The 24,849-nt window shown below is 50.7% G+C and carries 20 protein-coding genes and 1 pseudogene; 2 read left to right on the top strand and 19 right to left on the bottom strand.

What is annotated here, in order from left to right; all coding sequences use genetic code 11:
* The first annotated feature begins 251 nt into the window (after positions 1 to 251).
* On the top strand, positions 252 to 1,328 hold the full coding sequence (locus BTUS_RS04470; RefSeq protein WP_013074924.1) for a hypothetical protein: 1,077 nt from the start codon (positions 252 to 254) through the stop codon (positions 1,326 to 1,328).
* A 200-nt stretch (positions 1,329 to 1,528) separates the two neighbouring features.
* Here the strand turns inward: BTUS_RS04470 and BTUS_RS17865 are convergent.
* The 7 genes and pseudogenes from BTUS_RS17865 to BTUS_RS04430 all read right to left on the bottom strand — a co-directional run.
* Positions 1,529 to 1,927, bottom strand: a pseudogene (locus tag BTUS_RS17865) (DUF6431 domain-containing protein); the annotation flags it as partial.
* A 400-nt stretch (positions 1,928 to 2,327) separates the two neighbouring features.
* Complete coding sequence (locus tag BTUS_RS04455; protein WP_013074920.1) at positions 2,328 to 3,455, bottom strand: DegT/DnrJ/EryC1/StrS family aminotransferase; 1,128 nt, start codon at positions 3,453 to 3,455, stop codon at positions 2,328 to 2,330.
* Complete coding sequence (locus tag BTUS_RS04450; RefSeq protein ID WP_083780027.1) at positions 3,445 to 4,218, bottom strand: NeuD/PglB/VioB family sugar acetyltransferase; 774 nt, start codon at positions 4,216 to 4,218, stop codon at positions 3,445 to 3,447. The genes BTUS_RS04455 and BTUS_RS04450 overlap by 11 nt, the downstream gene beginning before the upstream one ends.
* Entirely contained in the window at positions 4,139 to 4,765 is a 627-nt protein-coding gene (locus tag BTUS_RS04445) for a sugar transferase (protein ID WP_013074918.1), read from the bottom strand. Before BTUS_RS04445 ends, BTUS_RS04450 begins: the two co-directional genes overlap by 80 nt.
* Positions 4,766 to 4,866: 101 nt before the next feature.
* Complete coding sequence (locus BTUS_RS04440) at positions 4,867 to 6,009, bottom strand: glycosyltransferase family 4 protein (RefSeq protein ID WP_041303719.1); 1,143 nt, start codon at positions 6,007 to 6,009, stop codon at positions 4,867 to 4,869.
* Between the two features lie 5 nt (positions 6,010 to 6,014).
* Positions 6,015 to 7,916, bottom strand: a complete 1,902-nt coding sequence (locus BTUS_RS04435) for a nucleoside-diphosphate sugar epimerase/dehydratase (RefSeq protein ID WP_013074916.1) — start codon at positions 7,914 to 7,916, stop codon at positions 6,015 to 6,017.
* 96 nt (positions 7,917 to 8,012) lie between these two features.
* The gene (locus BTUS_RS04430; protein WP_013074915.1) at positions 8,013 to 8,978 is read right to left on the bottom strand and encodes an SDR family oxidoreductase; all 966 of its coding nucleotides are present in this window, start codon (positions 8,976 to 8,978) and stop codon (positions 8,013 to 8,015) included.
* 217 nt (positions 8,979 to 9,195) lie between these two features.
* On the opposite strand from BTUS_RS04430, the gene BTUS_RS17345 reads away from it, so the two are divergent.
* Positions 9,196 to 10,467 (top strand): ISNCY family transposase, encoded by a 1,272-nt coding sequence (locus BTUS_RS17345; protein ID WP_013074914.1) that lies wholly within the window; start codon positions 9,196 to 9,198, stop codon positions 10,465 to 10,467.
* 470 nt (positions 10,468 to 10,937) lie between these two features.
* Here the strand turns inward: BTUS_RS17345 and BTUS_RS04405 are convergent, their stop codons facing one another.
* The 12 genes from BTUS_RS04405 to rfbB all read right to left on the bottom strand — a co-directional run bounded on the left by BTUS_RS04405 (position 10,938) and on the right by rfbB (position 24,716).
* Positions 10,938 to 11,666: an ABC transporter ATP-binding protein gene (locus BTUS_RS04405; RefSeq protein WP_013074913.1), complete on the bottom strand. Its 729-nt coding sequence runs from the start codon at positions 11,664 to 11,666 to the stop codon at positions 10,938 to 10,940.
* 17 nt (positions 11,667 to 11,683) lie between these two features.
* Entirely contained in the window at positions 11,684 to 12,457 is a 774-nt protein-coding gene (locus BTUS_RS04400; RefSeq protein WP_013074912.1) for an ABC transporter permease, read from the bottom strand.
* Positions 12,458 to 12,518: 61 nt separating this feature from the next.
* The gene (locus BTUS_RS04395; RefSeq protein ID WP_407635222.1) at positions 12,519 to 14,468 is read right to left on the bottom strand and encodes a glycosyltransferase; all 1,950 of its coding nucleotides are present in this window, start codon (positions 14,466 to 14,468) and stop codon (positions 12,519 to 12,521) included.
* Positions 14,469 to 15,536: 1,068 nt separating this feature from the next.
* Entirely contained in the window at positions 15,537 to 16,475 is a 939-nt protein-coding gene (locus tag BTUS_RS19200) for a class I SAM-dependent methyltransferase (RefSeq protein ID WP_123809389.1), read from the bottom strand.
* Between the two features lie 625 nt (positions 16,476 to 17,100).
* Positions 17,101 to 18,174 carry a glycosyltransferase family 2 protein gene (locus tag BTUS_RS04380; protein ID WP_041303706.1) on the bottom strand — a complete coding sequence of 358 codons (1,074 nt, stop codon included), beginning with the start codon at positions 18,172 to 18,174 and terminating at the stop codon, positions 17,101 to 17,103.
* A 10-nt stretch (positions 18,175 to 18,184) separates the two neighbouring features.
* Positions 18,185 to 19,045, bottom strand: a complete 861-nt coding sequence (locus BTUS_RS04375) for a glycosyltransferase family 2 protein (RefSeq protein ID WP_052300544.1) — start codon at positions 19,043 to 19,045, stop codon at positions 18,185 to 18,187.
* 258 nt (positions 19,046 to 19,303) lie between these two features.
* Positions 19,304 to 20,365 carry a glycosyltransferase family 4 protein gene (locus tag BTUS_RS04370; protein WP_013074909.1) on the bottom strand — a complete coding sequence of 354 codons (1,062 nt, stop codon included), beginning with the start codon at positions 20,363 to 20,365 and terminating at the stop codon, positions 19,304 to 19,306.
* The gene (locus BTUS_RS04365) at positions 20,346 to 21,320 is read right to left on the bottom strand and encodes a glycosyltransferase family 2 protein (RefSeq protein WP_013074908.1); all 975 of its coding nucleotides are present in this window, start codon (positions 21,318 to 21,320) and stop codon (positions 20,346 to 20,348) included. The genes BTUS_RS04370 and BTUS_RS04365 overlap by 20 nt, the downstream gene beginning before the upstream one ends.
* A 38-nt stretch (positions 21,321 to 21,358) precedes the next feature.
* A complete protein-coding gene (gene rfbA, locus BTUS_RS04360; RefSeq protein ID WP_013074907.1) occupies positions 21,359 to 22,252 on the bottom strand; it encodes a glucose-1-phosphate thymidylyltransferase RfbA in 894 nt (297 codons plus the stop codon).
* A gap of 12 nt (positions 22,253 to 22,264) precedes the next feature.
* A complete protein-coding gene (locus tag BTUS_RS04355; protein WP_013074906.1) occupies positions 22,265 to 22,831 on the bottom strand; it encodes a dTDP-4-dehydrorhamnose 3,5-epimerase family protein in 567 nt (188 codons plus the stop codon).
* A gap of 5 nt (positions 22,832 to 22,836) precedes the next feature.
* Positions 22,837 to 23,697, bottom strand: coding sequence for a dTDP-4-dehydrorhamnose reductase (gene rfbD / locus BTUS_RS04350; protein WP_013074905.1), 861 nt, complete (start codon positions 23,695 to 23,697; stop codon positions 22,837 to 22,839).
* Positions 23,694 to 24,716: a dTDP-glucose 4,6-dehydratase gene (rfbB, locus tag BTUS_RS04345; RefSeq protein WP_013074904.1), complete on the bottom strand. Its 1,023-nt coding sequence runs from the start codon at positions 24,714 to 24,716 to the stop codon at positions 23,694 to 23,696. The genes rfbD and rfbB overlap by 4 nt, the downstream gene beginning before the upstream one ends.
* Positions 24,717 to 24,849 lie beyond the last annotated feature (133 nt).

The following is a 24,849-nucleotide window of genomic DNA, read 5'->3' as shown; positions in this document are numbered from 1 at the left end:
GGTTGAATCCACACGTCTGTGGATTCAGCCAGCGGGAACAGTGTGGGTGACCTGTGCCGCCTGTCACCGGCTCAGGGGCAAATAGCAGAACCACCCGCTCCTTCCTGGTGTATCGACCTTTGCATGGCGTTTTAACGGACCAATTCATGCGTCAGCACTAATGATGCTCCAGGTTTTTTGACGTTTTGTAACATCAACGGTTATAATATACAAAGTCGTAAGGCCCTTAAGGGTAAAGTGGGTGGACAGAAATGACGGAACAAAAACGTCATATACAACTGAGATTTGATGGCCCGGCCGTTCAACGGGGGAAAATCACTGTTGACGTACTCATTCAGACCTTAAAAAACCTCCAAGATGCCGTGTACCAACTGGGTCGATTTCATTTGGAAAAAGGTGTTATTGGATCGCGTGGTCGAATTCCGCAGCGCGTAAAAGATGCATGTACACTTCAGCTTACTGGGACTAACCAGGGGAGTTTTGTGGCAGATCTGGAGTTAAACGAAAAAACGGAACAGTTAAGTTTATTTAACGATGAAAAAGACCTCGGTGAGAAAAGTCTTGAAACATTATCCGCGATTATGATCAATTTTAACGACGGAAAAGGTCATGAAGTCCGTTCGCTCATTCCGGATGTCTTAACGCGTAATCGCACACTCAGGTTTATTCGCAATATGATACCTGAAAAAAGCGCTGGTTATTCGGTGTATATAAGCTTTGATGATGAAAAAAAAGCTGCCCTTACACCTGATTTTTTTGGTGATATTGATGAATTGTTACTGGAATCTGTGGAAGAAAGTCAAGTTACGTTGGTGGGGCGAGTGGTTGAGATTCAAGTTGAACCTACACGATGGTTTCACATCAGTTTGTCAGGGGGAAGAAGAATAAAATGTTATTTCGAGCAAGATCTTGATGCCGCATTGTTTCAAGCGATCGATCAGTTAATCGAAATACGGGGAACGGCGCAAAGAGACGGCCGCGGTCAGCTACAATCCATCAATCGAGTGTATGATGTAAAAATAATTGATCTTGATCCATTGTCCTTCGATCAGATTCTGGGTAAGGATCGTGTGTTCATCTTAAAGGAACATTTGCATGCTGTTTTATCATACGAAGATGGCCTTTTTTTCATTGAAAATGAAAGGTTCAACATCCTAGGCTACGGACCTACACGTGAACAAGCTGTTCAAGATTTTCAGCGATATTTTGAATTTTTATGGCATGAATATGCAGAAGCAGACGATCAAGAGCTTACCCCTGACGCTAAAAAATTAAAAGATGCCTTGCGATCGCTCGTAACGAGAGAGGATGAAACATATGATTTTTAAGGCGAAAGACATCAGAAGTTCGTTAGAAAAAAAAGGGTTTCATCGGAAGTATACAGATCATGAATACTTTATATTTTACTTTCAAGGAAAGAAGACAAGCATTCGCACAAAGTTAAGTCTAGGTATCAAAGAGGTTGGAGATGCTATACTCAACCGGATGGCGCAGCAATTGCATTTAAGTCGCAAAGATTTTAATAATCTCATTCAATGTCCGTTAACATATGACCACTACATAGCGATACTGAAGGAAAAAGGGATTTTAGATTAAACCAACTGGCAGGGTTAGGGAGAGCGTCGTGAACCGATTGTGCCAAGGCGTTCAGGCAGCCGACTGCGTAAGGCGCCCAAATGGCGAACCGGTGCCGCCAGCGGCGCAGTGTGGACTCCTCGACCCCGACACGCTCCGCAGGCGGTTCACTCACCGCGGCCTCGATGCTGAGGGCCTCATGCCGTTTGTAAGGCACCAGGATGTCCGGCAGCTCGTGATGGATCCGCCTGCAACGCCCACAACGAAGCCTGCGAATGATGAGCTGGATCTTCTCTCCTGAGGACCGGACACATCCACGACGCCGACTGCCAATCACGCCAAGCGCCCCCTCACAACACGGGCAGGGGACCGATTCTGCACTCCGAACAAAAAACCTCGTCTACACCTGTTTCAACGAGCTCAAAATCTGATACAATGATCACAGGTGATTGTGGTTGGCGTCAATTTCTGGACCGACAATCCCGTCAGCATTCGGCCATTATGGAATAGCGGTAGCAACACACATCCGCCCATCACCGGTGATCCACCACAGGAAAACGTGCGTATCAAGAAGGGGCTTCATAGTTCGCAGATTAACCCTCGCAGATTGGACACATGCTCCCGATATTGAGCCATTGCGCATCCCTCTTGGTGGTGTGATTCTTGACCATCTCACATTCGACCAAAGGAGGGGCGGATGGCTCATTCATGTTACTCCTGTGCCCCTTTCCATCTAATTCGTTCTAACTTACTTATTTCCGACAGGCCACAATGCCTTCGCGAAGCATTTCACACACGTAATCGATCTCTTCATCAGTTATGCGATTAAAGAACGGGAGTGCTATGGTGCTCTTGGCCACGTCCTCCGTAATGGGGAAATCACCCTCCCGATAGCCAAACATCTGCCGGTAAAACGGCTGAAGATGAATGGGTGAAAAATACGGACGGCAGCCGACCCCCCGTTCCCGGAGGAAGACCATCAGCTTGTCTCGATCCACAGTTTCATCGACGCGGACCACATACACGAACCAACTCATGCGCACGCGGGGATCGATACGAGGAGGCGTAACCAGCGGAATATCCTGAAGCCGCTCCGTGTACTTCCGAGCAACTTCGCTCCGCTTGGCAAGAATCTCGTCCAGTCGCTTGATCTGCTCGACTCCCAGTACGGCATTGATCTCACTCAAGCGATAGTTGTAACCCAACCGATCGTGCGCCAACCACTCACTGGCCTCTCCACGGCCTTGATTTCGCAGACTTCGAGCCATACGATAGAGGTCTGCACTATCGGTCACCAATACCCCGCCTTCACCCGTCGTGATCTGTTTGTTTGGGTAAAATGCGAAAGCGCCGGCATCCCCAAGATGACCGCAGGGTACGCCATCATACGCTCCCCCGATCGCTTCACAAGAGTCCTCGATCAAGAGCAAATCATACCGCTTCGCGATCTCTGCAAGCCGAAGCATGTTCACCGCCTGACCGAACACATCCACGACCAGAATCGCTTTCGTCCGGCTTGTGATCGCCGCCTCAATCCAGTCAATATCGATATTGTAGGTGAGGGGATCGATATCGACAAACACGGGTTTCGCCCGTTCGTAAAGCAGGACATTGCTGCTCGCCACGAAACTGAACGGCGTGGTGATGACCTCGTCCCCTTGGCCGATGCCAAGCCCCCGTACAATGAGGTGCAACGCGCTGGTGCCGCTGTTTACCGCAACCCCGTAGCGCCTGCCCGCAACGGCCGCACAACGCTCCTCAAATTCCTCGATCTTCGGGCCAATGCTGAGAATGGGTGTTCGCAGCACGGACACAACAGCATCAATCTCTTCTTCTCCAACGTCCGGACGTGCCAACGGGACGGTTTTCCTAGCGATCATCCGGTTTCACCTCGATCCACCTCTGAATACGGGCGGGTATGCCGACACTGACCACACGCGGTTCAACATCCCGCGTGACCACTGCCCCGGCACCCACCACTGCGGCCTCCCCCACGGCACGCCCCTGCAAAACAACGGCACCCGATCCGATGTATGCTCCATGTCCAATCCGACAGTTCCCCGAGATGCGCACCCCGGTCATTACGGAACTAAAATCGCCCAGCTTACTTTCATGGCTGATCGACGATGCCACATTGACGATCACAAATTTCCCAATGACCACGTTTACTGTGAGGATCACCCCGGGGCAGATAATGCTCCCTTCCCCGATGTTTACCGAACGATGAACATCGATATCGGGGTCGATGAGCGCAGGAAATGACCGAATCCCCATGTTAAACAGACCAGAGACAACGCCGAACCTCGCCTTGGAGTCACCGATCGCCACCGAAACTGCCGGACGAATTCCTTCGTGGATGATCTTGTTCAGCGAAGACCTGACCGGGCCCAGGTATGGATACCCAAGGAGCAGCGATTCGTCGGGCCGACGATCATCCACAAACCCGAGAATGTTCCACGTAGGCTTCCTGGCGTTGATTCGCTCCACAAGCCATGCGGTTTCACGCCCCATGCCTCCTGCCCCCACAATAACGAGCGGTCGGATCCCTTTTTCTTCCGCACCTTCAACTTCCCCGATGTTCACGCCTCTCCACCACACTTTCCCCGCCCAGCACGAATTTTTCCTTGTCGGCGTACACGCCATTCCCCCGCACGACCACTCCAATCGTCCGAAAGAGGATTTTCAGGTCAAGCCAAAAGCTCCAGTTGTGAACATACCACCGGTCCAGTTCGATCCTCTCATCCCATGTGATTTCGTTGCGCCCGTTGATCTGGGCCCAGCCGGTTATACCCGGTCGGACCCGCAGACGCTCCCGCTGGTCCGCCGTGTAACGTTCAACCTGTTCCATCAGTGTCGGGCGGGGACCCACAACGCTCATATCCCCCCTTAGAATGTTGATGAGTTGCGGCAACTCATCTAAGCTGTATCTTCGCAACAGGGCTCCCACCCGTGTGATCCGCGGGTCTGACTGACCCGTGTACACTCCATCGCCTAGCGACTCGGCTCCGGTGACCATCGTCCGATACTTGAAGATCACAAAGGGTACCCCATCTTTCCCGGCGCGGACCTGTCGAAACAATGCCGGACCCGGTGAATCGATTCGAATCGCGACTGCAATCCCAAGTAAAAGAGGACTTAGAATAACAAGTGCGAAACTGCTTACCACAATGTCAAACAGTCGTTTTAACAACTGCCATTCACCACCCCGATGCTCTCCACAGTCATACGACCACCAAGAATCTGACCACAGGTTTCGCGATTGAAGAGCCCGATAGAGGAGTCGTATGTTTCTCAGCCGCGAGCAGGCATACCCAATACATCACTATAGATCTGATCTTGAGCACTGAGTACAAGATCGAGACGATACTTCCGGACCTCCTGCCGCCCACGGTTCCCCATCTTCTCCGCATCCGAAGGATGGTCGAGAATCCACCTCATGGCATTGGCAATCGCCTCCACGTCGCCCACCGGGACCAAAAGGCCCGCTCCATCGGACAACAGATCTCGGGTACCACGAACATTACTGCCTATTACAGGTCTCCCCATTGCCATGGCCTCCATCACTGTCCGCGGCAAGCCTTCTCTGGTCGAAACCAAAAGCACAGCATTGGAGGCGCTCATCAGGCGTGGGATATCCGTTCGGTAGCCGAGAAAATGGACCTGCTTGTTGACTTTCAGATCTTGTGCCAATTGCTCCACATCCGCCCTCGTCCGACCTTCCCCGGCCAACGCAACATGAACGTGAGCGTTGCCCAGCAATCTCAGCGCCCGTATGATGTCTCGATGACGCTTATTCGGGGTAAATTCAGCGATGACGGTAAAAAGATAATCGGCCGGAGTCAGCCGCAATTCATTTCGAACCATTAAAATCTCCTCTGGAGATATTGCCTGCGGATTATAGGCTTGCAAATCGATGCCCACACCCGGAACATACCGGAGACGTTGTTCAGGCACCAAATTTAAAAATCGAGCGGCTTCAAAATCATCGCGGTTGATGGTGATGAGCATATCGGTCCAACGACCGGCGACTCGTTCAAGTGCCTCGAACGGGAGATTACCGAACTTGCTTCGTCCGCTGTGAAAATGAAAACCATGAGCCGTATAAACAACCCGCACATGACTCCGTGCCCGTATTGAACGTAACGCGAAGCGCGTAAGAAACCCGGCAATCGGCGTATGAACGTGAACAATGTCGTATTGTCCCGTTTCCACCAGATCCCGGACGCGCGAAGATTCGCGAAGAAGGATGGGGTTCGGCGTTCTCGACCAACCGGCATCAAAAACTCGATCGAACGTTGCCACACATTGCGGATCACGGCTGACCCCCGCGGCCAGGGCGTCCACTTTCCATCCCAGCGACTGCAGATGAGTGCAGTGTGGAAGCAAGAACGACCGCAACGTTTGAGCAACTGTGGTGACTTCCAGTAGCCGCATATCCCTCACCGTACTTGAGGAATGGTTTCAACCGCCCGTGCCTCTTGCTCTCCGAAGTAAATCTGATAGTTCGGGACCAAGCGCTGGAGCGCCAGCTTGATCTTGACGCTTTGTGTCTCCAGGTCTTCTCCGTCCTCGAGGATCTGTTTCAACCCCTCAATGTCGTTCAAAATCTTGGTCAAAGAAACATCCGTCCCACATTCGCCAACATAAATCCGATCGTATTTGGTCACGTGAGCCCCTTCCTCAGCGGTCAACATTTCTTCGTGCAATTTTTCCCCGGGTCGAATCCCGATGAAGGTGATCGGGATGTCCGTACCGGGCTCATAGCCCGATAAACGAATCAAATCCTCGGCCAATTCAACAATTCGGACCGGCTTACCCATATCGAGAAGAAAAACCTCCCCGCCTTGAGCCGCGACTCCGGCCTGAATCACCAGTTGCGCCGCTTCGTTGAGCGTCATAAAGTACCGGGTCATCTGCGGATGAGTCACTGTCACAGGTCCGCCGCGTTGAATTTGTTCTTGGAAAATCTCCACAACACTTCCACGACTCCCAAGAACATTCCCGAAACGAACCGAAGTAAAAACGGTGTCACTCTGATCATTCATCGCCTGTACGTACATTTCTGCCGCCCGCTTCGTCGCCCCGAGAACATTCGTTGGGTTGACCGCTTTGTCTGTAGAAATCATCACAAACCGTTCCACTCCGCAAAGATGAGCGGCGTCTGCCACATTGATGGTCCCGAGGATGTTATTTTTAACGGCTTCCGATGGGTTGCTCTCTAGCAGTGGAACATGTTTATGCGCCGCCGCATGAAAAACAACATGGGGTTGATAGTTTTGCATCACCTGGATGATCCGCTGTCGATCCTGGACGTCGGCAATACAAGGCTCGACTGCGACATCGGGAAAGGAAGTGATGAGTTCCCGGTAAATCGTGAAAATGCTGTGCTCGCCGTGACCCAAAAGGATCAGCCTTTCGGGCTTAAAACCGGACAACTGTCGACACAGTTCCGACCCGATGGATCCCCCGGCACCCGTCACCAACACCCGCTTCCCGGCCAGCGAACGTGCGATGCTCTCAAGGTCCAGATCCACGGGCTCCCGCCGTAACAGGTCTTCGAGATTAACGTCCCGAATCATTCGGATCACGGAATTGCCCGACAAGATGTCCTTGAGATCCGGCAGGATTCGCAATTTCGCCTCACAGTGCCGGCACACGGAAATGATATCTTGAATCTCTCTCCGAGGCGCCGAAGGGATAGCGATGATGATTTCGTCAATCCGGTACTCTCGGACCAAATCCGGGATGCTGTGCCGGTTGCCCAAAACACGAAGCCCCAAAACTTCCATGCCTAATTTTTGGGGATCGTCATCCGCGAAGGCAATGGGGATTCGCTTCCCATCCGGATGGGCCCTCAGTTCCTTTGCCACCATGGCCCCCGCCTGGCCGGCTCCGACGATCAGCACTCGCTCGGCCTCATTTGACGAAGCATCCCGAACCACGTCCGGGATGATCCGCCGCAACAGACGACCGCCCCCCACGCCCATGAGAACGAATGGGTATGCAATCAGAAATATGGACCGCGGAATCACAACGCTGCCCGCCATGGTATGTACGACATGCGAAAAAATGTATAAGACCGGCAAGCTTAAGGTCGTCGCGACGGCCAATGTGAGCAGTTCATGAATGCTGGCATACCGCCACATTTTTTTATACAGGTGGGCAAACGAATAGGTTCCCCAGAATACGCCTAGGCATAAAAGGATCGCCAACGGGCTATATTTCAAATAGGGATTATCCCATACGAAATCAAACCGTAAACCGTACGCCAAAAGGACGGTGAAGGCAATCACGAACCCATCATAAGCCATCCAAGCGAATTGCCGAACCCATCTGGTCACCCTGACTCTCGCCCCCCTTTGACTAAGCATAAATGTTCTAGATGCAAAGAAAAGCCGACCTCATGCCGGCGTATACGTTATCAGAAAGGGCTTGATCTAAGGTCTTTGGAGTTTGTATACCTCCGACTGTCTTGTCGCAGACCCCCGGAGACGTTCATGGTATAGCCAGGTTCTCTCAAGCCCATCCCGCAAAGCAAAGCGCGGTTCCCATTCCAACAATCGCCGCGCCTTGGCGTTGGCCAGACAACTGTGGCGAATGTCCCTGGCTCTGTTTTCCCGATGGATGGCACGGGCAGCCGTGCCGGTCAAGCTGCTTAATGTGTTCCAGAGCTCATTGATCGAAGTTGGACATCCGGTTCCGATGTTCAACACTTCCCCCGAGCCAAGGGTCAAGGCCGCGACGTTGGCCGCCGCCACATCTTCGACATAAATAAAGTCCCGGGTCTGTTCTCCGTCCCCGTTGATGATAACCGGTTCTCCCCGCAACAACTTGTCCACAAAAATCGACACAACGCCGCCTTCTCCGGTGGGATCCTGGCGCGGACCGTAGACGTTGGCGAATCGCAAGATGGTATAATCCAAGCCGTATAATTCCCCATACGTGCGCACGTACAGTTCCGGGGTGTATTTTGAGATGCCATAAAAGGAAACGGGTCGGACAGGGTGCTCCTCATCGATGGCCAGGTACTGGGGATGGCCGTACACGGCGGCCGACGAAGCATAGATAACCTTGCGGACGCCGTAATCCCGACATTGATTCAACACATTGACCGTGCCCAACACGTTGATGCGGGTGTCCGAAAGAGGGTCCTGAATCGACCGCGGCACATTGCTTTGGGCTGCCAGGTGAATCACGATCTCCGGACGGAAAGCTTCAAAGACGTGAGCCACGCTTTCTGAATCCACAGATTGGATGTACAACACTGCCGAGGGATGAACCTGTTCCTTCCGACCCGTGCTCAAATCATCCACGACAGCCACCTCATAGCCGCCTTCACACAACCGGTCCACCACATGGGAACCGATAAAACCCGCACCCCCGGTCACCATAACCCGCACCATCGGCACCTCCGAGCCCTAGGGTACATCCAACGACGGGCCCTGGCCGCCATCATTCACCCTTCGTCATACCATCAATTAGCAACACAACGACCGTACATATTTTACGTCAAAAAACAAATATGGACAAGCCAGCGCCAGCTACCTGCTGTTCGTCCGTGATATTGTCATCTTGGAACTCGTCAGTGACAATGTCATTATGGCACAGGAGACGATTACATTGACCAACAACGAACTCAAAAGAGCCTTGGGGCTCGAGCGCCTCGTCAAGAAAGACATCTGTACGACAGATGCCGCTCATCTTCTGGGTCTGTCAGTCCGTCAGGTCCTTCGCCTGAAAAAACGCTATCTTGAACATGGAACGGAGGGACTCATTCACCGCAACCGCGGCCGCAAGCCCGCTCATGCCTTGCCCCAGGAGCTCAAGGATCACATCTTGAACCTCTACCAAGGCCCCCGGTATCAGGGGGCTAACGACTGCCATTTCGCCGACCTCTTGCGCGAACATGAACAGATCGCCGTCAGCCCTTCCACCGTTCGCCGCATCCGGATCCAAGCAGGTCTTCCTTCCCGTTGTCGCAGGCGTGCCCCCAAGGCCCATCGCCCAAGACCCCGCAAGCCTCAGGCCGGCCTGCTCTGGCAAATCGACGCCACCCCCTTCAACTGGCTCGAAGACCGCGGCCCTCAACTGCATCTGCTGGCCGCCATCGACGATGCCACCGGTCAGGTCGTTGCCGCGACCTTTCGTCACTACGAAGACCTTGCCGGTTATTTCGAGGTCATGCGTCAAGGGATTCTCGCCTACGGCGTCCCGGTCGCCCTGTACTCGGACCGGCACACCATCTTTCGCTCTCCCCGCGAACCCTTGACCATCGAACAGCAACTCGCCGGTGAGCAGCAGCCCCTCTCCCAGTTCGGTCAGGCCCTGGCTGAACTCGGCATCACCCATTACAAGGCCCGAACGCCTCAGGCCAAAGGTCGGGTGGAACGGCTCTGGCGGACCCTTCAAAATCGCTTGGTCATCGAGCTACGCCTGCGTAACGTCTGTTCTCTGGAGGAGGCCAACGCCGTCCTGCCCGAACTCATTGCTCGGCACAATGCTCAGTTTGCTGTCTTGCCGGACCAAGCCCAGCCGGCCTATCGCCCGGTTCCCCAACACCTCGACCTTCGCTACGTCCTGTGTTTCCGGGATCATCGCACCGTTGGAGCCGGTCAAACCCTGTCTTACCAAGGCACGCTCTACACCCTGGCCGTACCTCGCTCCTTCAAGGCACCACCTCCAAAAACCCGTGTCCAGGTCCGTCAGACCCTAGACGGCGAGGTTGTTGCTTGGTATCAAGGGGCTCTCCTCCCCCTTCGCCCCACCAGTCCTTCGCCGCCTGCCGCTTCTCCCACTGCTCAAAAACAAACAGCGGGCCCGCGACCACCGCATCGACCCGCTGCCGACCACCCGTGGAGACGGGCGTCCCTGATTTCCAAGAACCGGCGTTGACACAGGAGACGACCGGTTCTCGCCCGCATCCTATCACACGGGCCGGGTCGTTCGCAATCGCACAAATGGCGCGCATCGGCTGCGTCCCCCGCGGCTGTCAAGGACACCGTGGAATACCGCAGCGACGCGACAGCGGCGCGAGGATATGCCGCGAAAGGTCCTTGACAGCCCCTCGCCCACTCATCCTGTGGGTGAGCGGGAAGGGCGACCGACAGGAAGCCCTTCCCCTTAATGATCCAGATGGAACCATTTCTAGCTTGTCCTTTGCATAACAGATTCATAGACGACTTAAGGTGACATTTTCAAAGACGCTTGACAGCCAGCGCCAGCTACCCAGGGGCGACAAAACCGCCGTTGGGAGTCGGAGTCACCCAGTTAGTGGTCGTGAGACCTCTCACCCCCTGAGCTTCGATTGTACATCCGCAGGTTTCGCCGAGGATGTATATCCAAACAACGATGAATGAATTCATTCAAGACACCGAACGGACATAGGCCTCTACCACTTGGTCCGCCCGCCCTTGCATCTTGATCTCGCCCTTGTCCAGCCATACGGCCACATCACACAAATCCTCCACCTGATCCGGGGAGTGCGAGACAAAGATGATCGTTTTTCCCTGGCGCTTCATTTCTTTAATCCGGTTTATGCACTTCTCCTGAAAAGCCAAATCCCCTACGGCCAAAACTTCATCAACAAGGAGAATGTCCGGATCCACATGGACGGCCACCGAAAATCCGAGGCGCATGTACATCCCCGATGAGTAATTACGAACCGGGTTGTCAATAAAATCCTCCAGTTCCGAGAAGGCGATAATATCTTGTAGCTTGTCTTTAATTTCCTTTCGAGTAAACCCAAGAATCGACGCGTTCAGGAAAATATTTTCTCTCCCTGTGAAGTCGGGATGAAAACCGGCTCCCAGTTCCAGGAGTGTTGACACGCGGCCACGGATCTTGACCTCTCCTCTGGTTGGATAGAGAATCCGGCTGATAATCTTTAATAACGTACTTTTCCCTGACCCGTTCCGGCCGATCAACCCGACGGTGGTTCCGGAATGGATCGTCAAATTCACACCCTTAAGAGCCCAAAATTCGTCGGCCTTTTGCCGGTTCCAAAAGATCAAGCGTTCTTTGAGCGTATACGCCTTATCATGATAGATGCGGAATTTTTTCCAGACGTTTTGCACTTCTACTGCATCGGACAAGTGAGAAACCTCCACTCTCATAATTCCTCGGCTACATTTCTTTGCAGCCGATCAAAAACACTAAAACTTACAACCAGAAGAATCACGAAACCAACCGCACAGTAACCGAGAGCCCGCCAGTCAGGCCACATTCCATAAAAGAAAATGTCCCGATAAGCTTCAATCAATGGAGTCATAGGATTGACTGAAAAGTATACCTGAACTTCCTTTGGTACGAAATCCATCGGATAAATGATAGGCGTAAGGAAAAACCACACTGACATAAGTACACCGATAATGTGCTCCAAGTCTCGAAAATAAACATTGAGAGCAGCGACCAGAACAGCCAACCCAATTACCAGAACCGTCTCTACAAATAACACAACCGGAAAAGATAGGAGTGCCCACGACAATTTAACCTTAAACAGAAGTAGAGCCGGAATAAGGATGGCAAGGCTTAATATATAGTTAATCAAATTTGCCAAGGCCGCGGATAACGGTAACACTACCCTTGGAAAATACACCTTTTTAATCAAACCCGCATTTTGAACCAAACTCAATGAACCTTGCAGCACCGAATTCGCCATGAAATTCCAAGGAAGGAGAGCGACAAACAAAAACATGGGATACGGTTTGATACTGGATTTCATAATGAAAGAAAAGACAATGCTATATACCACCAATAGCAACAATGGATTGAAGAACGTCCAAAGAAAGCCCAAGACAGACCCCTTATAACGCACCTGTAATTCTCGGAGTGTCAGGTTCTTCAGCATCTCTCGGTATGCAAGATATTCTAAAATCCTCTTCATGTACAGGACTCCCTAAAAGTCTTTCAATCCAGGATAAAAAAGCGCCTCTTGCACAGTTGCATCAGTAAGATCTTAACAAAAAATCTCCTTTGTCCTGTGACAAATTTGGGTTATAAAAAGGATCACTTCCGATATGATGTCCCCAGCGCTCTCTCATAAGTTGAATTTCTCTCAGAAAACGCTCTTGCTTTTCCGGGGTATCTTCATATCCTCGACTTTTCGACTCGTAATGAACCATTCGGACATGTGGGAGCCAAACATTGTAGAAACCTCGTTGTAACAACTTGAGGCAGAAATCGACATCATTGAAAGCAATCTCTAATCTTTCGTCGAACCCCCCAACCAGATCAAATAATTCCTTTTTGACCATTAGGCAAGCTCCGGTAACGGCTGAGTAGTTAGAGATGGTTCTCAACCGTCCAAAGTAACCGGGCGCATCAACAGGAAAGTGCTTGTGGCTGTGGCCAGCTACACCACCCGTAAGAACAACACCCGCATGTTGAATGGTGTAATCCGGATACAAAAGCATTGCCCCGACAGCACCAACTGTTTTTCTTTCAGCTTGACCCACCATTTCGGCCAACCAAGAGTCTGGCGAGAGTATTTCAATATCGTTGTTGAGAAATAATAAAAGTTCGCCTTTGGCATGTCGGACTGCCATGTTATTTAAACGAGAATAATTAAAAGGAATATCAATCCTCTCCACCCTTACCCTTACTGGTTCTTGTCGAACCCACTTCTTGAACACATCACACGTTTCTTGTTTGCAACTTCCGTTATCTACAATAATAACCTCGAAATTTTTATAGCTTGTCCTTTCGAAAAGAGACACCAAACACCGATCAAGCAATTCGGCCATATCCCGAGTTGGAACGATTATAGATACTAGTGGTTCCTTAGATATAACATAATGTACTCGATACACACCATCCACCTGTTCAACCCAACCATCTTCTTTTCGACGAAGTAAGGCCTCTTTCAGCGCCCGCAGTCCGGCCGTTTGTGCGTAAGGTTTTACCGCCGCAGACGAAGCCGTCGACTGAGACGTTGCTCTCCAATGATACAGTACCTTGGGTATATGGTAAATCCGTTCAGTTTCCTCCGTTAATCGAAGAACCAAGTCATAGTCCTGAGCCCCCTCGAAACCTTTTCGAAAACCGCCGATCTTACGCACCAACTCTGTTCGGTAAACACCAAGATGGCACGTATACATCTGAGATAAAAAAGTATCCGGGGACCAATCCGGTTTGAAAAAGGGATCATATCGTTTCCCATTTTCATCTATTTTATCTTCGTCACTGTAAATCATGTCAGCATCCGGGTGCTGATTGAGAAGCAATACATTTTCCAGTAGGGCATGAGGAGCCAATTCATCGTCGTGATCTAGAAGCGCAACAAAATCGCCCGTGGCTAACGATAATGCAGAATTCGAAGCCTCCGAGATATGGCCGTTGGTTTCCCTGAAGATCAACTTGATACGGTGATCTTTTCTCGCATATTCTTCAAGAATCTCCCGTACCCGAGGGTTCGGAGAACAGTCATCAGCAATACACAATTCCCAATGCGGATAGAATTGGTTCTGAACGGATTCAATACATTTTCGCAACCATCTTTCCTCAGTATTGTACACAGGAACTAAAACAGAGATGACGGGACAATACACTAGTTGCTCTATCCGTTTCGATATGGCACCCTTGTCGAATGATTCATGTTTTCGGATAAAGGTTTCATAGACAAGATTGGGGTCTGTCAATTGATCTAGGGTAACCATTGAAAGAGCTTTTTTCCATATGCCCTTGAGGCCATAGAGCTCATACGTCAATTTTGCCTTCTTAATTATAAGGCCGACATGCTTCCACCCCCCGTTGGAACGCCAATATTGCCCGAGCGCCCGTATGAGTAGTCGGATGCGGTGCGGCCGTATAAAAGTCATAGCCCATAGACGCATTACCAAGGAGGTAGAAGTGTCACGGGACATGTCAATTTGCTGATCGTACTTCAAGATCAACACTCCTTGCCAACGACGATGGCATCGTAGATCGTAGAAACATAGACAACGAAGGACAAACCCAATGTCATCATACTGTTCAATACAGAGAATATCATAGGAGCGACACGGTCACAGTGATAAGATTGTTCCACAATCCGTCGGCCGGAGCATCCCATCGTGTTTGCCAAGTGAATGTTAATGCCCAATTCAAGTAATGTCTGTACCCATTGGACGTTCGTTCCTGCAGGAAAACCATTTATGCCTTCCCTTACGAGGCACCGTCCGTTGTACAGTTTTCCCGGATACTCGTCATCGAAGAATGGGGTAACCTTTACCTGCACCCCTTGTGTCGGAAGGTACTGGTACATCCGCAGACGACTACTGGCACCCAAACGCCCGTATCGACTAAAAAACAACACTTTCATGTTCGTCGTGCTCCCAGAGCAATTCTATCAAAGATTTTCTTGAAATCCAGAGCATTGGATGTCCTGGAATGACATCCTCACAGCACTGGACCGATGCTGCGACGCGCAATGCAGGACACGTGCATCCGGTGCGAAAAAGAAAGTCCTTGCTATAAGCGCAACGGCCGCCAAGCCAAAATGTTTCCGGCAGTAGAGGATTCGGGCAAAAGTAAAACAACCTCCGGCCCTTGATTTGGGAGGTCGTTCCTCCCCCCTTGTGTGCACTGCCCCAGCCTGGGCATAGTTGCAACTGAGCCACCCAGCTTTCCCTGCGCGACAGGCAAAATCCACTTCGTACTACACAAAGAATCGCTCATGCACGGAACTGAGGCACCGGCATAACTGATTTTCCAGCTTGCAATTTACAATAATGATATCGAGCAAGATATCGAGCAAAGGCACCTTCATCGTTGACCACCTATTGATAACTCGGCCCCTCTGCCGCTTCACCTCGTCACGTTCCCATGTTTCATTTCGCTGCGCTGGACCTGCTAAGGGATTTGCTCGACCGGACTTGGACCGGCTGGTCGTGCCTAGCTTTGCTTAGTCTCGCTGTCTGACATTTTACGCTTGCAGCCTTTGGGACAACGGCTTGCCGGATCCAATACATTTGGGAACTCAGCATCTACTGTCTGCGAGCTAATCTCCTTATCACACGGCTCATAGATCTAGCTGGCCGTGTAATTCTCCATGAAGTCGAAGTCTCATAAATTTGTACAGTCCTTTTCAGTTGATCGATCTCAGCGCCTAGTTCGGAGGTCAACCGATTCACATCCGTTTTTAACTGCTCGTTCTCTGCCCTTAGCTGTGATTCAATCGCACGAGCTTGATCTAACAATCTGTCCGTTGACTGTAGATCTTTGTTAGCCATTGTTAGTCTATCGGACAATTCACGCACTTGCCAAAGGAGATTTACCCTCTCTCCCAAAGTCTGAAAATGAGTTTGTACCGCCATTCGTTGGTTGTCGTCGCTTGTCATTAATGAACTAACGGTTGTAGGAATGTCTGAACCATATTGGAGAACGCCTAGCCCGTAGCTATGACTAAACGCAAATGTAGGATACTGGGACTGTAATTCATTCCATAAGCGCCATACTCCAAAACCACGATCCCTGACCTCGATGTCATGGAAGAGAACAATTGCTCGGTTACTCAGTTTTCTCTTCCAATGTTCAAAATCGTGTTTAGAAGCCTCGTAGGTATGTAGACCGTCGATATGAAGAAGATCAACAGTCCCATCGTCGAATAGTTCTACGGCCTCGTCGAAGGTCATTCGTAGCAGTGATGAAAAATGCCCAAACCTGGGGTCGTGGTATTGCTTCAGTTCATTAAAAACTGACTCGTCGTAGAAGCCACCATGCTCATCTCCCTGCCACGTGTCTACACCAAAGCAAGCGGATGACATATTAAGACGCTCTACAGCTTGGCAGAACGCGCAGTACGAGTTCCCTGCATGAACACCAAGTTCCACTATGATTTTGGGGCGAAGTTGTCGTACAAGCCAAAACGCGAAGGGGATGTGTCCGTGCCAAGGAGTAGCTCCTGTTAATCTGTCTGGTCTCATATAAACGACCGTATCGAAGATATTTGACAAGAAACTCAACGTCTGATCCTCCTTTGGCTGGCTAATCTTTGGAATCTTTGCGTTGTGTCTTTATTCCCTACGCAGCTTAAATCGTTGCTTAAACCTGTTGTCATCTATTGAAATCTTCTTCTGCCTAAGACGCAACAGTTGAACCATTCACTAGAAGGGGAATCACTAATGGTTACGTCGACACCGCTGAACCCCTTCCTTAATCACCCCACAAACAAATCGATATCCTCATCCGTGAAGTAATTGAAGAATGGGAGGGCCACAGTATTTCGCGATATGTTTTCGGTAATAGGAAAATCCCCTTCCATGTATCCAAAGATACGGCGATAACCGGCTGTATATAGATAAACGAAAATAAGCCTAACATCCGCCCACATATTCCTTAAGATGTGAGATCAGTCGATCACGGGACAACATACACAAAGCAGCTTCTGTATACCCGAGGATCCACATAGGAAGGTGTGACTCCTTCAACATCTTGCAATCGAACGGTGTATTTTGCGGCTACTCACTCTATCGCGGACAGGATATCATTTTAAACGAGCAAAGATTCGCTGACACTCGTCCATGCCTACTTGGTACAATTAATTCCAGTTTAATGCCGAAGTATCTTCCCCATAAACCTAACGGGAGCTGCGATACGCCACGAGGTAGAACGCTCAATTGCCTCCACAATCTGTTTAGCTTCAGCGTACGACTGAACTACCGGTCTTTGCTCCTTAGGAATGCCACGAAGGGATTGAATAGCTCTTCGAATCGGAGCTGTTATGGCCCATGAAGTTGAGTCCCAATACATGTCAACCAAGGACTGATAAGGGGAAGAAACCCCAACTTGTGTAGAGCTACCGCCGCTGCTAACCCCGTTTTCAAGCAACTCGCCTACCCACCATCCAATAAGCTCATGCTTTCGCCAATACAGTTGCTGGTTGGCTCTTTCCCATATCTGCCGCTTTTCAGCTCTAGCCTTAGCGTCATCGGTGCCGTCGAGCACACTATTGGAACCGTCATTCCATATTCGATACTCGCATGTTACTGCTGGAACACGGCCTGGCTCATGATAGCGCGCCAGTCGAAGGAGAAATTCGTAGTCTTCAAGTCGAATTAAGTTTTCATCAAAACGAAGCTGCACGTCAACTCTTGATCGGTCAACCAAAAATGAATGTATTGGAATAAAGTTATCGCGAAGGTGTTCAACAAATGAATAATCACTAGATCTAAACGGAAAATCTCGCTGCACTAAATATATATCTTTCTCCTGCCGGCGATATATAGCTCTTGCTGTACCCGAGTAAGCCCACACACGTCCGGATCGTTGCACCAAGTCGATCAACTTAGTATAGTGTTCAGGATATACAACATCATCGTCATCAAGAAAAGCTATAAACCGTCCCGTGGCTTCGCTAATCCCGATGTTCAAAGCCCTTGACCTTTCGTCCTTCGTGGCAGTGTGACGCTTAATAACGATGTCCTCGAGGAACCGTCCATGTTGGTGGATAATCCGATAAAGTGGTTTAAGCAGTCCCTCTACGTCAGCGTCGCCATCCGGTAATTGCACAACAACAATCACTTGAATCGGACGATAATGTTGGACGGACAAACTAAACAAGCACTGATCGAGAAAATGTTCTCGCCCGGGCATCGTTCTAACAATAACCGACAATAATTCCATATGCATCCCCTCAGCACTGTGTGTAATGATAGCGTGCAAAGGTAAAGCTGTGTCTGAAGTCCGGCCTGGCACGCATAATGTCAAATTTACTCATTTTCTCAATCGATCCCAATTCAAGGGTATCAATATCAAAGCCAAACATGTTACTTAGCTCATTTATCATTTGTTGTTTAAATGCGTCGCCACGCCACTTTTCGGCCAAAATCGCACCCGACACCAACATGAAAAACCTACGGTGGGAATCATCTTCCGGGTCGCGATCCACCACATAGTGGTGCACCAACGCAGTGTTTACAGTATAACATTCATAACCTGCAGCTTTGACACGCCAAGACAGATCCACATCTTCGCAATATAAGAAAAATTTTTCATCAAACCCATTAACTCGGGTATATACCGTTTCGGGAATCAAGAGACAACATGCAGAACACCAAGGAGTGATACCCAATTGGGGATGGTAGTATTTCGGATGCGGTAGAGGAAATTGTTTTGCTTCAAAAATTCCTTGATAGTTTTTCTTCGCGGCAAAAGACAACAGTTCCTGCAGGCAGACGGGATGCATGACAGCATCTGGGTTTAAGCAAAGATACCCGAAGCCTGTAGAAATTGATGTACGAACACGCTTCATTAACTGGTTGTGCCCGGCACCAAACCCGCAGTTTTCACTACTTGATTCAATTACGGGTATTTGCAACCCGCTCTCTTTGTATGCACGTCTGAAGCTGTTTAATGACGAACCCATGTCGTTGTCGTGAACCGCCAGTAGTATCACCTGCTCTGCAAGGGTCTGACTTGCGATTCCCAAAAGACAACGAGTCAACTGTTCTTCATCATTCCGAAACAGGACCAACCCAATCACTACTTGCTGCATGAAAACACCACCTTTAATCAATAGCGCTTGTTTGCATGGAGGCCTTAATCACACTTAGCGACACGATACCGACTAGTTTTCTCAATGCTATGGAACTACAAGCTAAAATGCCATACGTGCGCCGCTTAACTTCTAGACAGAGAGAAACAAGCCGAAATATGTCTCGATCGCATTTCCGCATCCTGACAGCAATGTGACGCAGAGGCAATGCCAGCAACAATGGCATCGTAAAAACAACAAGACAACGAAGGACAAACGCTATGTCAGCATACTGTCCAATACAGAGAGTATCATAGGAGCGACACGGTCACAGTGATAATATTGTTCTACAGTCCGTCGGCCGGAACATCCCATCGTGTTTGCCAGGCGAATGTTTCTGCCCAATTCAAGTAATGCCTGTATCCATTGGGTGGTCGTTCCTGCAAGAAAACCATTTATGCCTTCCCTTACAATTTCACGATTGGCTCCCACCGGTGAGGCAACAACCGGCTTTCCGCAGGCCATACACTGAATGAGTTTATAGCCGCACTTCCCTCTCTCCCACGGACCATCAACAAGAGGCATGATGCCCACATCAAATTGCTGTATCCAAGACACCTCGGTTTCTTCCGACCACTCGACAATCGTTGTTGGCACGTCGTCCAACTCCACAGGACCGGAACCCACCAACAAGACGTTCGCCCTGCCGTCTTTGCACACTTCCTTCAGTGCAGGTTGAATCAGCTTTAAATACTTTGCTGTAGCTGGGGAACCAATCCAACCAATCGTAAACACTCCGTTGCGTTTTACCGGAGCCACTCGGTACTTATTCAAATCCACGGCTGAAGGAAGATGCACCACCCTGCGGGCACCTGCTTTCTTCGCCCGCTCCGCCAAATATTCGTTACCGACAGTGACCACCGACGCGCATCGCATCACGACGTCAATTTTATGCCCCAACACCGTTCGAACCATTGGGCTTCCATGCATGTCATAACGGTGAAAGACGGCATCGTCATAATCGACCACATAGCGAACAGACCCCTTGCAAAGCATCTTCTCAAACCAAGCCGGCAACCAGGGAAATATCTCCTTCTCAATCCACAGGATATCGTACCTGGAAGAATCCAATATCTGCCCAAGTCGCCTCGCGTAGGCTCTGGCAATCGAAACGAATGACCGGCGCCGACTGTTGTACAGATTTTCCAGGTACTCGTCATCGAAGAATGGGGCAACCGTCACCTGCACCCCTTGTGATTCCAGATACGGAATGTACTGATACATCCGCACACGGCTACTGGCTCCCAGGCGCCCGTATCGACTAAGAAGCAACACTTTCATGTTCGTCGTGCTCCCAGAGCAATTCTATCAAAGATTTTCTTGAAGTCCAGAGCATCCGATATCCTTGAATAACATCCTCCACAGCACTGGACCGACGCTGCCACACGCAATGCATGATGCGTACAACAGGTTCGAGGAAGAAAGTCGTTGCTAAAAGCGCAATAGCCGCAGCCAAGCCAAAATGTTTCCGACAGTAGAGGATTCGGCCCCTCAAAAAGTAAAACAACCTCCGGCCCTTGATTTGGGAGGTCGTTCCTCCCCCTTTGTGCACTGCACGGGCCTGGGCATAGTAGTAACTGAGCCACCCAGCTTTCCGTGAGCGATAGGCAAAATCGACATCTTCGTAATACACAAAGAAGCGCTCATCAAATCCACGTACGGATTCAAACACCTCCCGTCGAACCAAAAAAAACGCGCCCATAACCTGATCGACTTCCCGACTGTCACCGTGGTTCCATTTCACCATAAAATGGGCCAATGGTAAAAACGGAAACAGGCGGTCGAACCCAAGGCTTTGGAGCAACAACCGTCCCGGGGTGGGAAAACGCGCACAGGTCCGACTTATCTCACCTGACTCACTCACCAACTGAATCCCCAAGACACCGAATAGGTGATGTTCGGGCATCTCCATCCACCTCAACGGATCTCGAAGGGAAGCTTCTAACAGTTGAATATCGGGATTGAGAAACAGAAGATAATCGGCCCTGCTGCCTTCGGCTCCTTGGTTGCAGGCCTTGGCGAAGCCCAGATTGTCCCGGTTATAGATCACTTGTAGAGGTAGATGTAAACTGTCAAGCTCCGAGGCCGAACCATCATGAGAGTTGTTGTCAACCACCACCACGCGGTCGAGCTGCACGCCATCCCGCGCGGCAGCGGAAACGGAACTGAGACATCGGCGCAATTGAGTTCCCGAATTCCAATTTACAATAATGATATCCAGCAAAGGCAACTTCATCGTTGACCACCTATTGAGAGCCCGGCCCTTCCCCCGGCTCACCTGGACACCTTCGCGTGTTTCACTTCGGCGTGCCAGACCTGCTCAAGGTACTTCCGATATTCCGTGTCCGGCATGTCGCGGATCAATGCTTCCAGATCATCCAGCGAAATATATCCCACACGATAGGCAATCTCCTCAAGACACGCGATTTTGAGACCTTGGCGCCGTTCCACCGTGGCCACGAAATTCGCCGCATCGAGCAAACTCGACGGAGTTCCCGTATCGAGCCAGGCGATTCCCCGCCCCATGAGCTCCACCCGCAATTGTCCTCTCCGCAAATATTCCCGATTCACGTCGGTGATCTCAAGCTCACCCCTGGCGGACGGTTTGAGTGCCTTTGCGATCTGCACCACCTCATGATCGTAAAAATACAAGCCGGATACCGCGTAATTCGATTTGGGCTGAGACGGTTTTTCCTCCAAACCGACAACTCGCTGATCCTCGTCGAATTCCACAACCCCGTAGCGTTGCGGGTCTTTCACCCAATAACCGAAAATCACGGCCCCATGTTCAAGGAGGGTATGTCGACGGACCATCTCCCCAAGTCCGTGCCCGTAAAAAATGTTATCTCCAAGAATCAGACAGACCGAATCTTTCCCGATGAACGATTCCGCAATGAGAAATGCTTGAGCAATCCCCGCAGGTCTTTCCTGTTCCATATATGATAGTCTGATCCCCAACCGCGACCCGTCCCCCAAAACCCGCTGATAAAGGGGAAGATCTCTGGGTGTCGAAATCAGTACGATATCCCGGATCCCCGCCAATAAGAGAGTCGAAAGCGGGTAGTAGATCATGGGCTTATCGTAGACCGGCATGAGGTGTTTGCTGGCAACCGACGTCATGGGATGCAACCGGGTCCCCGAGCCTCCGGCCAACAGAATGCCTTTCATCGGTATCTCTCCTTACCCCTTCTGGATCTGCCAAAACGATTCCCCCAATACATCCCACGGCAAACGGTTTTCATCGGGCTTCTCAGGATCAAATTGTTGGTTGACCAGGTACATCATGTACGCATCCTGAGCCCAAATGTTGGCGACACCGTGGGCAACACCGCGAGGGATGTAAAGGACCTGCGCTTTGCCCGCCCCCATCACGAAACGCATGGTGTTCCGATAGGTTGGAGAAGATGCCCGAACATCCAGCAGCCCCACCAATAATCTGACCGTGGGCGGAATAAACCAGACATCCTCTTGATTGAAATGAAGATGCCAAGCCTTCACCGCTCCCGGCAACACCACCGAATAGTTCACTTGGCGCACCTGAAATTCCGGCAACACAGCCAAACAACCTTGTTCATCAAGTCGAGCCAACTCTGTAAAAGCGCCTCCGTCATCCGTAAACCACCGCAGATCCAAGATCTGCACACCCTCGATCCTGGGTTTGGGACCATACTCCTGGGTCGTCACAAGCTCGCGGTATTCAACCCCGATATCGTCCAGGGATAATCTGGGGAGCGCATGATCGTTCACAACTCTCACCCTTCTTTCCGTGCCTCGGTTAGATCGTGACGCACAAAGTCCCGCAGCGCTTCCCGCCAGGGGCGTAAATCCTCCAGCCTGTTCAGGCGAATCGCCTGATGATCCAACACGGAGAAAGCGGGTCTTGCCGCCGCCCGCGCCAGTTCCCGCGAAGAAATGGGCTCCACCTGAACGTCACTGAATCCGGCCTCTTCGAAAATGGCCTTGGCAAATTCATACCAAGAACAACTTCCCGAATTCGAAGCGTGGTAGGTGCCGAACAGATTGGTCGAAATCAGCCTTCCAATGAAACGGGCCAGATCCATGGTGTATGTTGGGGAGCCGATCTGATCGTTCACAACCCGGACAGGTTTTCCCTGACGGGCCAATTCTAGCATTGTCTTCACGAAATTTTTCCCGTTACGCCCGTATAGCCAGGAGGTGCGCACAATGAAATGCCGCCGATTGAATAAAGCGGTCATCTGCTCCCCCGCCAATTTCGAACGTCCGTACACGTTAATTGGCGATGGGGTGTCGAACTCTGAGTACGACGGTTTCTTTCCGTCGAACACATAATCCGTACTGACATACACAACCTTCGCCCCCACCGCCTCTGCGGCCGCCGCCACGTTCCTCGCTCCGATGGCGTTTACCCGGAATGCTTCATCCGGATCTCTTTCGGCTTCGTCCACCCGGGTGTAAGCCGCGGCGTGGATGACCACTTCCGGACGCACATCCTCAATCACCTGAGACACTCGGTCGTTATCGGCCACATCCAGATCTCTGTGACTGAAGGGTACGACAGTGGCCTCGGTCTCCAACACCCGGATGAGGTCACACCCCAACTGTCCATTCGCACCCGTAACAATAATCTTCATCCTACAAACCCCATTCGCCTGCTGTATTGCCGTTCATAGTAGCGCATATAGTCTTTTGACTTTACCCTTTGCAGCCACTCTTGGTGGTCCAAGTACCATTGAATGGTCTGCCGCAACCCTTCTTCGAACCCATATTGGGGAGCCCAACCCAATTCCCTGCGAATTTTCGTCGCGTCGATGGCGTACCTGCGGTCGTGGCCCGGCCTGTCCTGCACATGTTGGATCAGTGATTCCGGCTTGTTCAACAGGCTCAAAATCCGTTTGACAACCTCAAGGTTCGTCCTCTCGTTATGTCCCCCGATGTTGTAAACCTCCCCGGGACGACCGTGGTGGATGACCCGATCAATCGCCCGACAGTGATCCAGTACATGCAGCCAATCTCTCACCTGTTGTCCATCGCCGTACACCGGTATCGAACGATTTTCCAAGGCATTGGAAATTGTAAGGGGAATGAGTTTCTCTGGAAACTGGAATGGTCCGTAATTGTTCGAGCAACGGGTGATGTTGACATCGATCCCATATGTATGATGAGTGGCGCGGACGAGTAAATCCGCACTCGCTTTGCTCGCCGAATAGGGACTGTTTGGGGACAACGGCGTATCTTCAGTGAAATAGCCGTCGCCGTTGAGACTGCCATATACCTCATCGGTAGACACCTGAATATATTTGGAAACCCCAAACTCCCGAACGGCATCGAGCAAAACCTGTGTACCCAGGACGTTGGTGCGGACAAACGGAGAGGCATCAAGAATGCTTCGATCGACATGGGATTCCGCTGCAAAGTTGACAATGACGTCAAACCCGTCGGAAACCAAATCGAAGACAAGCGACCTGTCGCATATATCGCCCTTCACAAAACGGTGGCGCGGATCATCCTCGACGTTTTGTAGATTTTCAAGGTTCCCCGCGTAGGTCAATACATCCAAATTAACAACCCGATAGGTAGGGTGCGCATTCAACATATAATGAACAAAGTTACTGCCAATAAACCCAGCTCCGCCGGTGACCAATAGTTTCATAACCGATTTCCCCTCTCTCCCCAAGAATTGACGAACGCATATACAGGAGTATTATACAAGTTTCCTAGAACAGCCACCGCCCACAGCACACCCATTTTCAAACTGCGGATAACTTATAGGAAAGATCCAATGA

Source organism: Kyrpidia tusciae DSM 2912, assembly GCF_000092905.1.
Taxonomy (GTDB): Bacteria; Bacillota; Bacilli; order Kyrpidiales; family Kyrpidiaceae; genus Kyrpidia; species Kyrpidia tusciae.
This window is presented reverse-complemented; position numbering and strand designations above follow the sequence as displayed.

Bases quoted from the DNA above. Each gene is read 5' to 3' on its own strand.
- BTUS_RS04455 (WP_013074920.1), bottom strand. From the start codon at position 3,455: ATGATCGCTAGGAAAACCGTCCCGTTGGCACGTCCGGACGTTGGAGAA.
- rfbA (WP_013074907.1), bottom strand. From the start codon at position 22,252: ATGAAAGGCATTCTGTTGGCCGGAGGCTCGGGGACCCGGTTGCATCCC.
- BTUS_RS04400 (WP_013074912.1), bottom strand. From the start codon at position 12,457: ATGAAGAGGATTTTAGAATATCTTGCATACCGAGAGATGCTGAAGAAC.
- BTUS_RS04470 (WP_013074924.1), top strand. From the start codon at position 252: ATGACGGAACAAAAACGTCATATACAACTGAGATTTGATGGCCCGGCC.
- rfbB (WP_013074904.1), bottom strand. From the start codon at position 24,716: ATGAAACTATTGGTCACCGGCGGAGCTGGGTTTATTGGCAGTAACTTT.
- BTUS_RS04450 (WP_083780027.1), bottom strand. From the start codon at position 4,218: ATGGCGTGTACGCCGACAAGGAAAAATTCGTGCTGGGCGGGGAAAGTG.
- BTUS_RS04365 (WP_013074908.1), bottom strand. From the start codon at position 21,320: ATGAAGTTGCCTTTGCTGGATATCATTATTGTAAATTGGAATTCGGGA.
- BTUS_RS04430 (WP_013074915.1), bottom strand. From the start codon at position 8,978: ATGGTGCGGGTTATGGTGACCGGGGGTGCGGGTTTTATCGGTTCCCAT.
- BTUS_RS04440 (WP_041303719.1), bottom strand. From the start codon at position 6,009: ATGCGGCTACTGGAAGTCACCACAGTTGCTCAAACGTTGCGGTCGTTC.
- BTUS_RS04370 (WP_013074909.1), bottom strand. From the start codon at position 20,365: ATGAAAGTGTTGCTTCTTAGTCGATACGGGCGCCTGGGAGCCAGTAGC.
- BTUS_RS19200 (WP_123809389.1), bottom strand. From the start codon at position 16,475: ATGAGACCAGACAGATTAACAGGAGCTACTCCTTGGCACGGACACATC.
- rfbD (WP_013074905.1), bottom strand. From the start codon at position 23,697: ATGAAGATTATTGTTACGGGTGCGAATGGACAGTTGGGGTGTGACCTC.
- BTUS_RS04380 (WP_041303706.1), bottom strand. From the start codon at position 18,174: ATGGAATTATTGTCGGTTATTGTTAGAACGATGCCCGGGCGAGAACAT.
- BTUS_RS04375 (WP_052300544.1), bottom strand. From the start codon at position 19,045: ATGCAGCAAGTAGTGATTGGGTTGGTCCTGTTTCGGAATGATGAAGAA.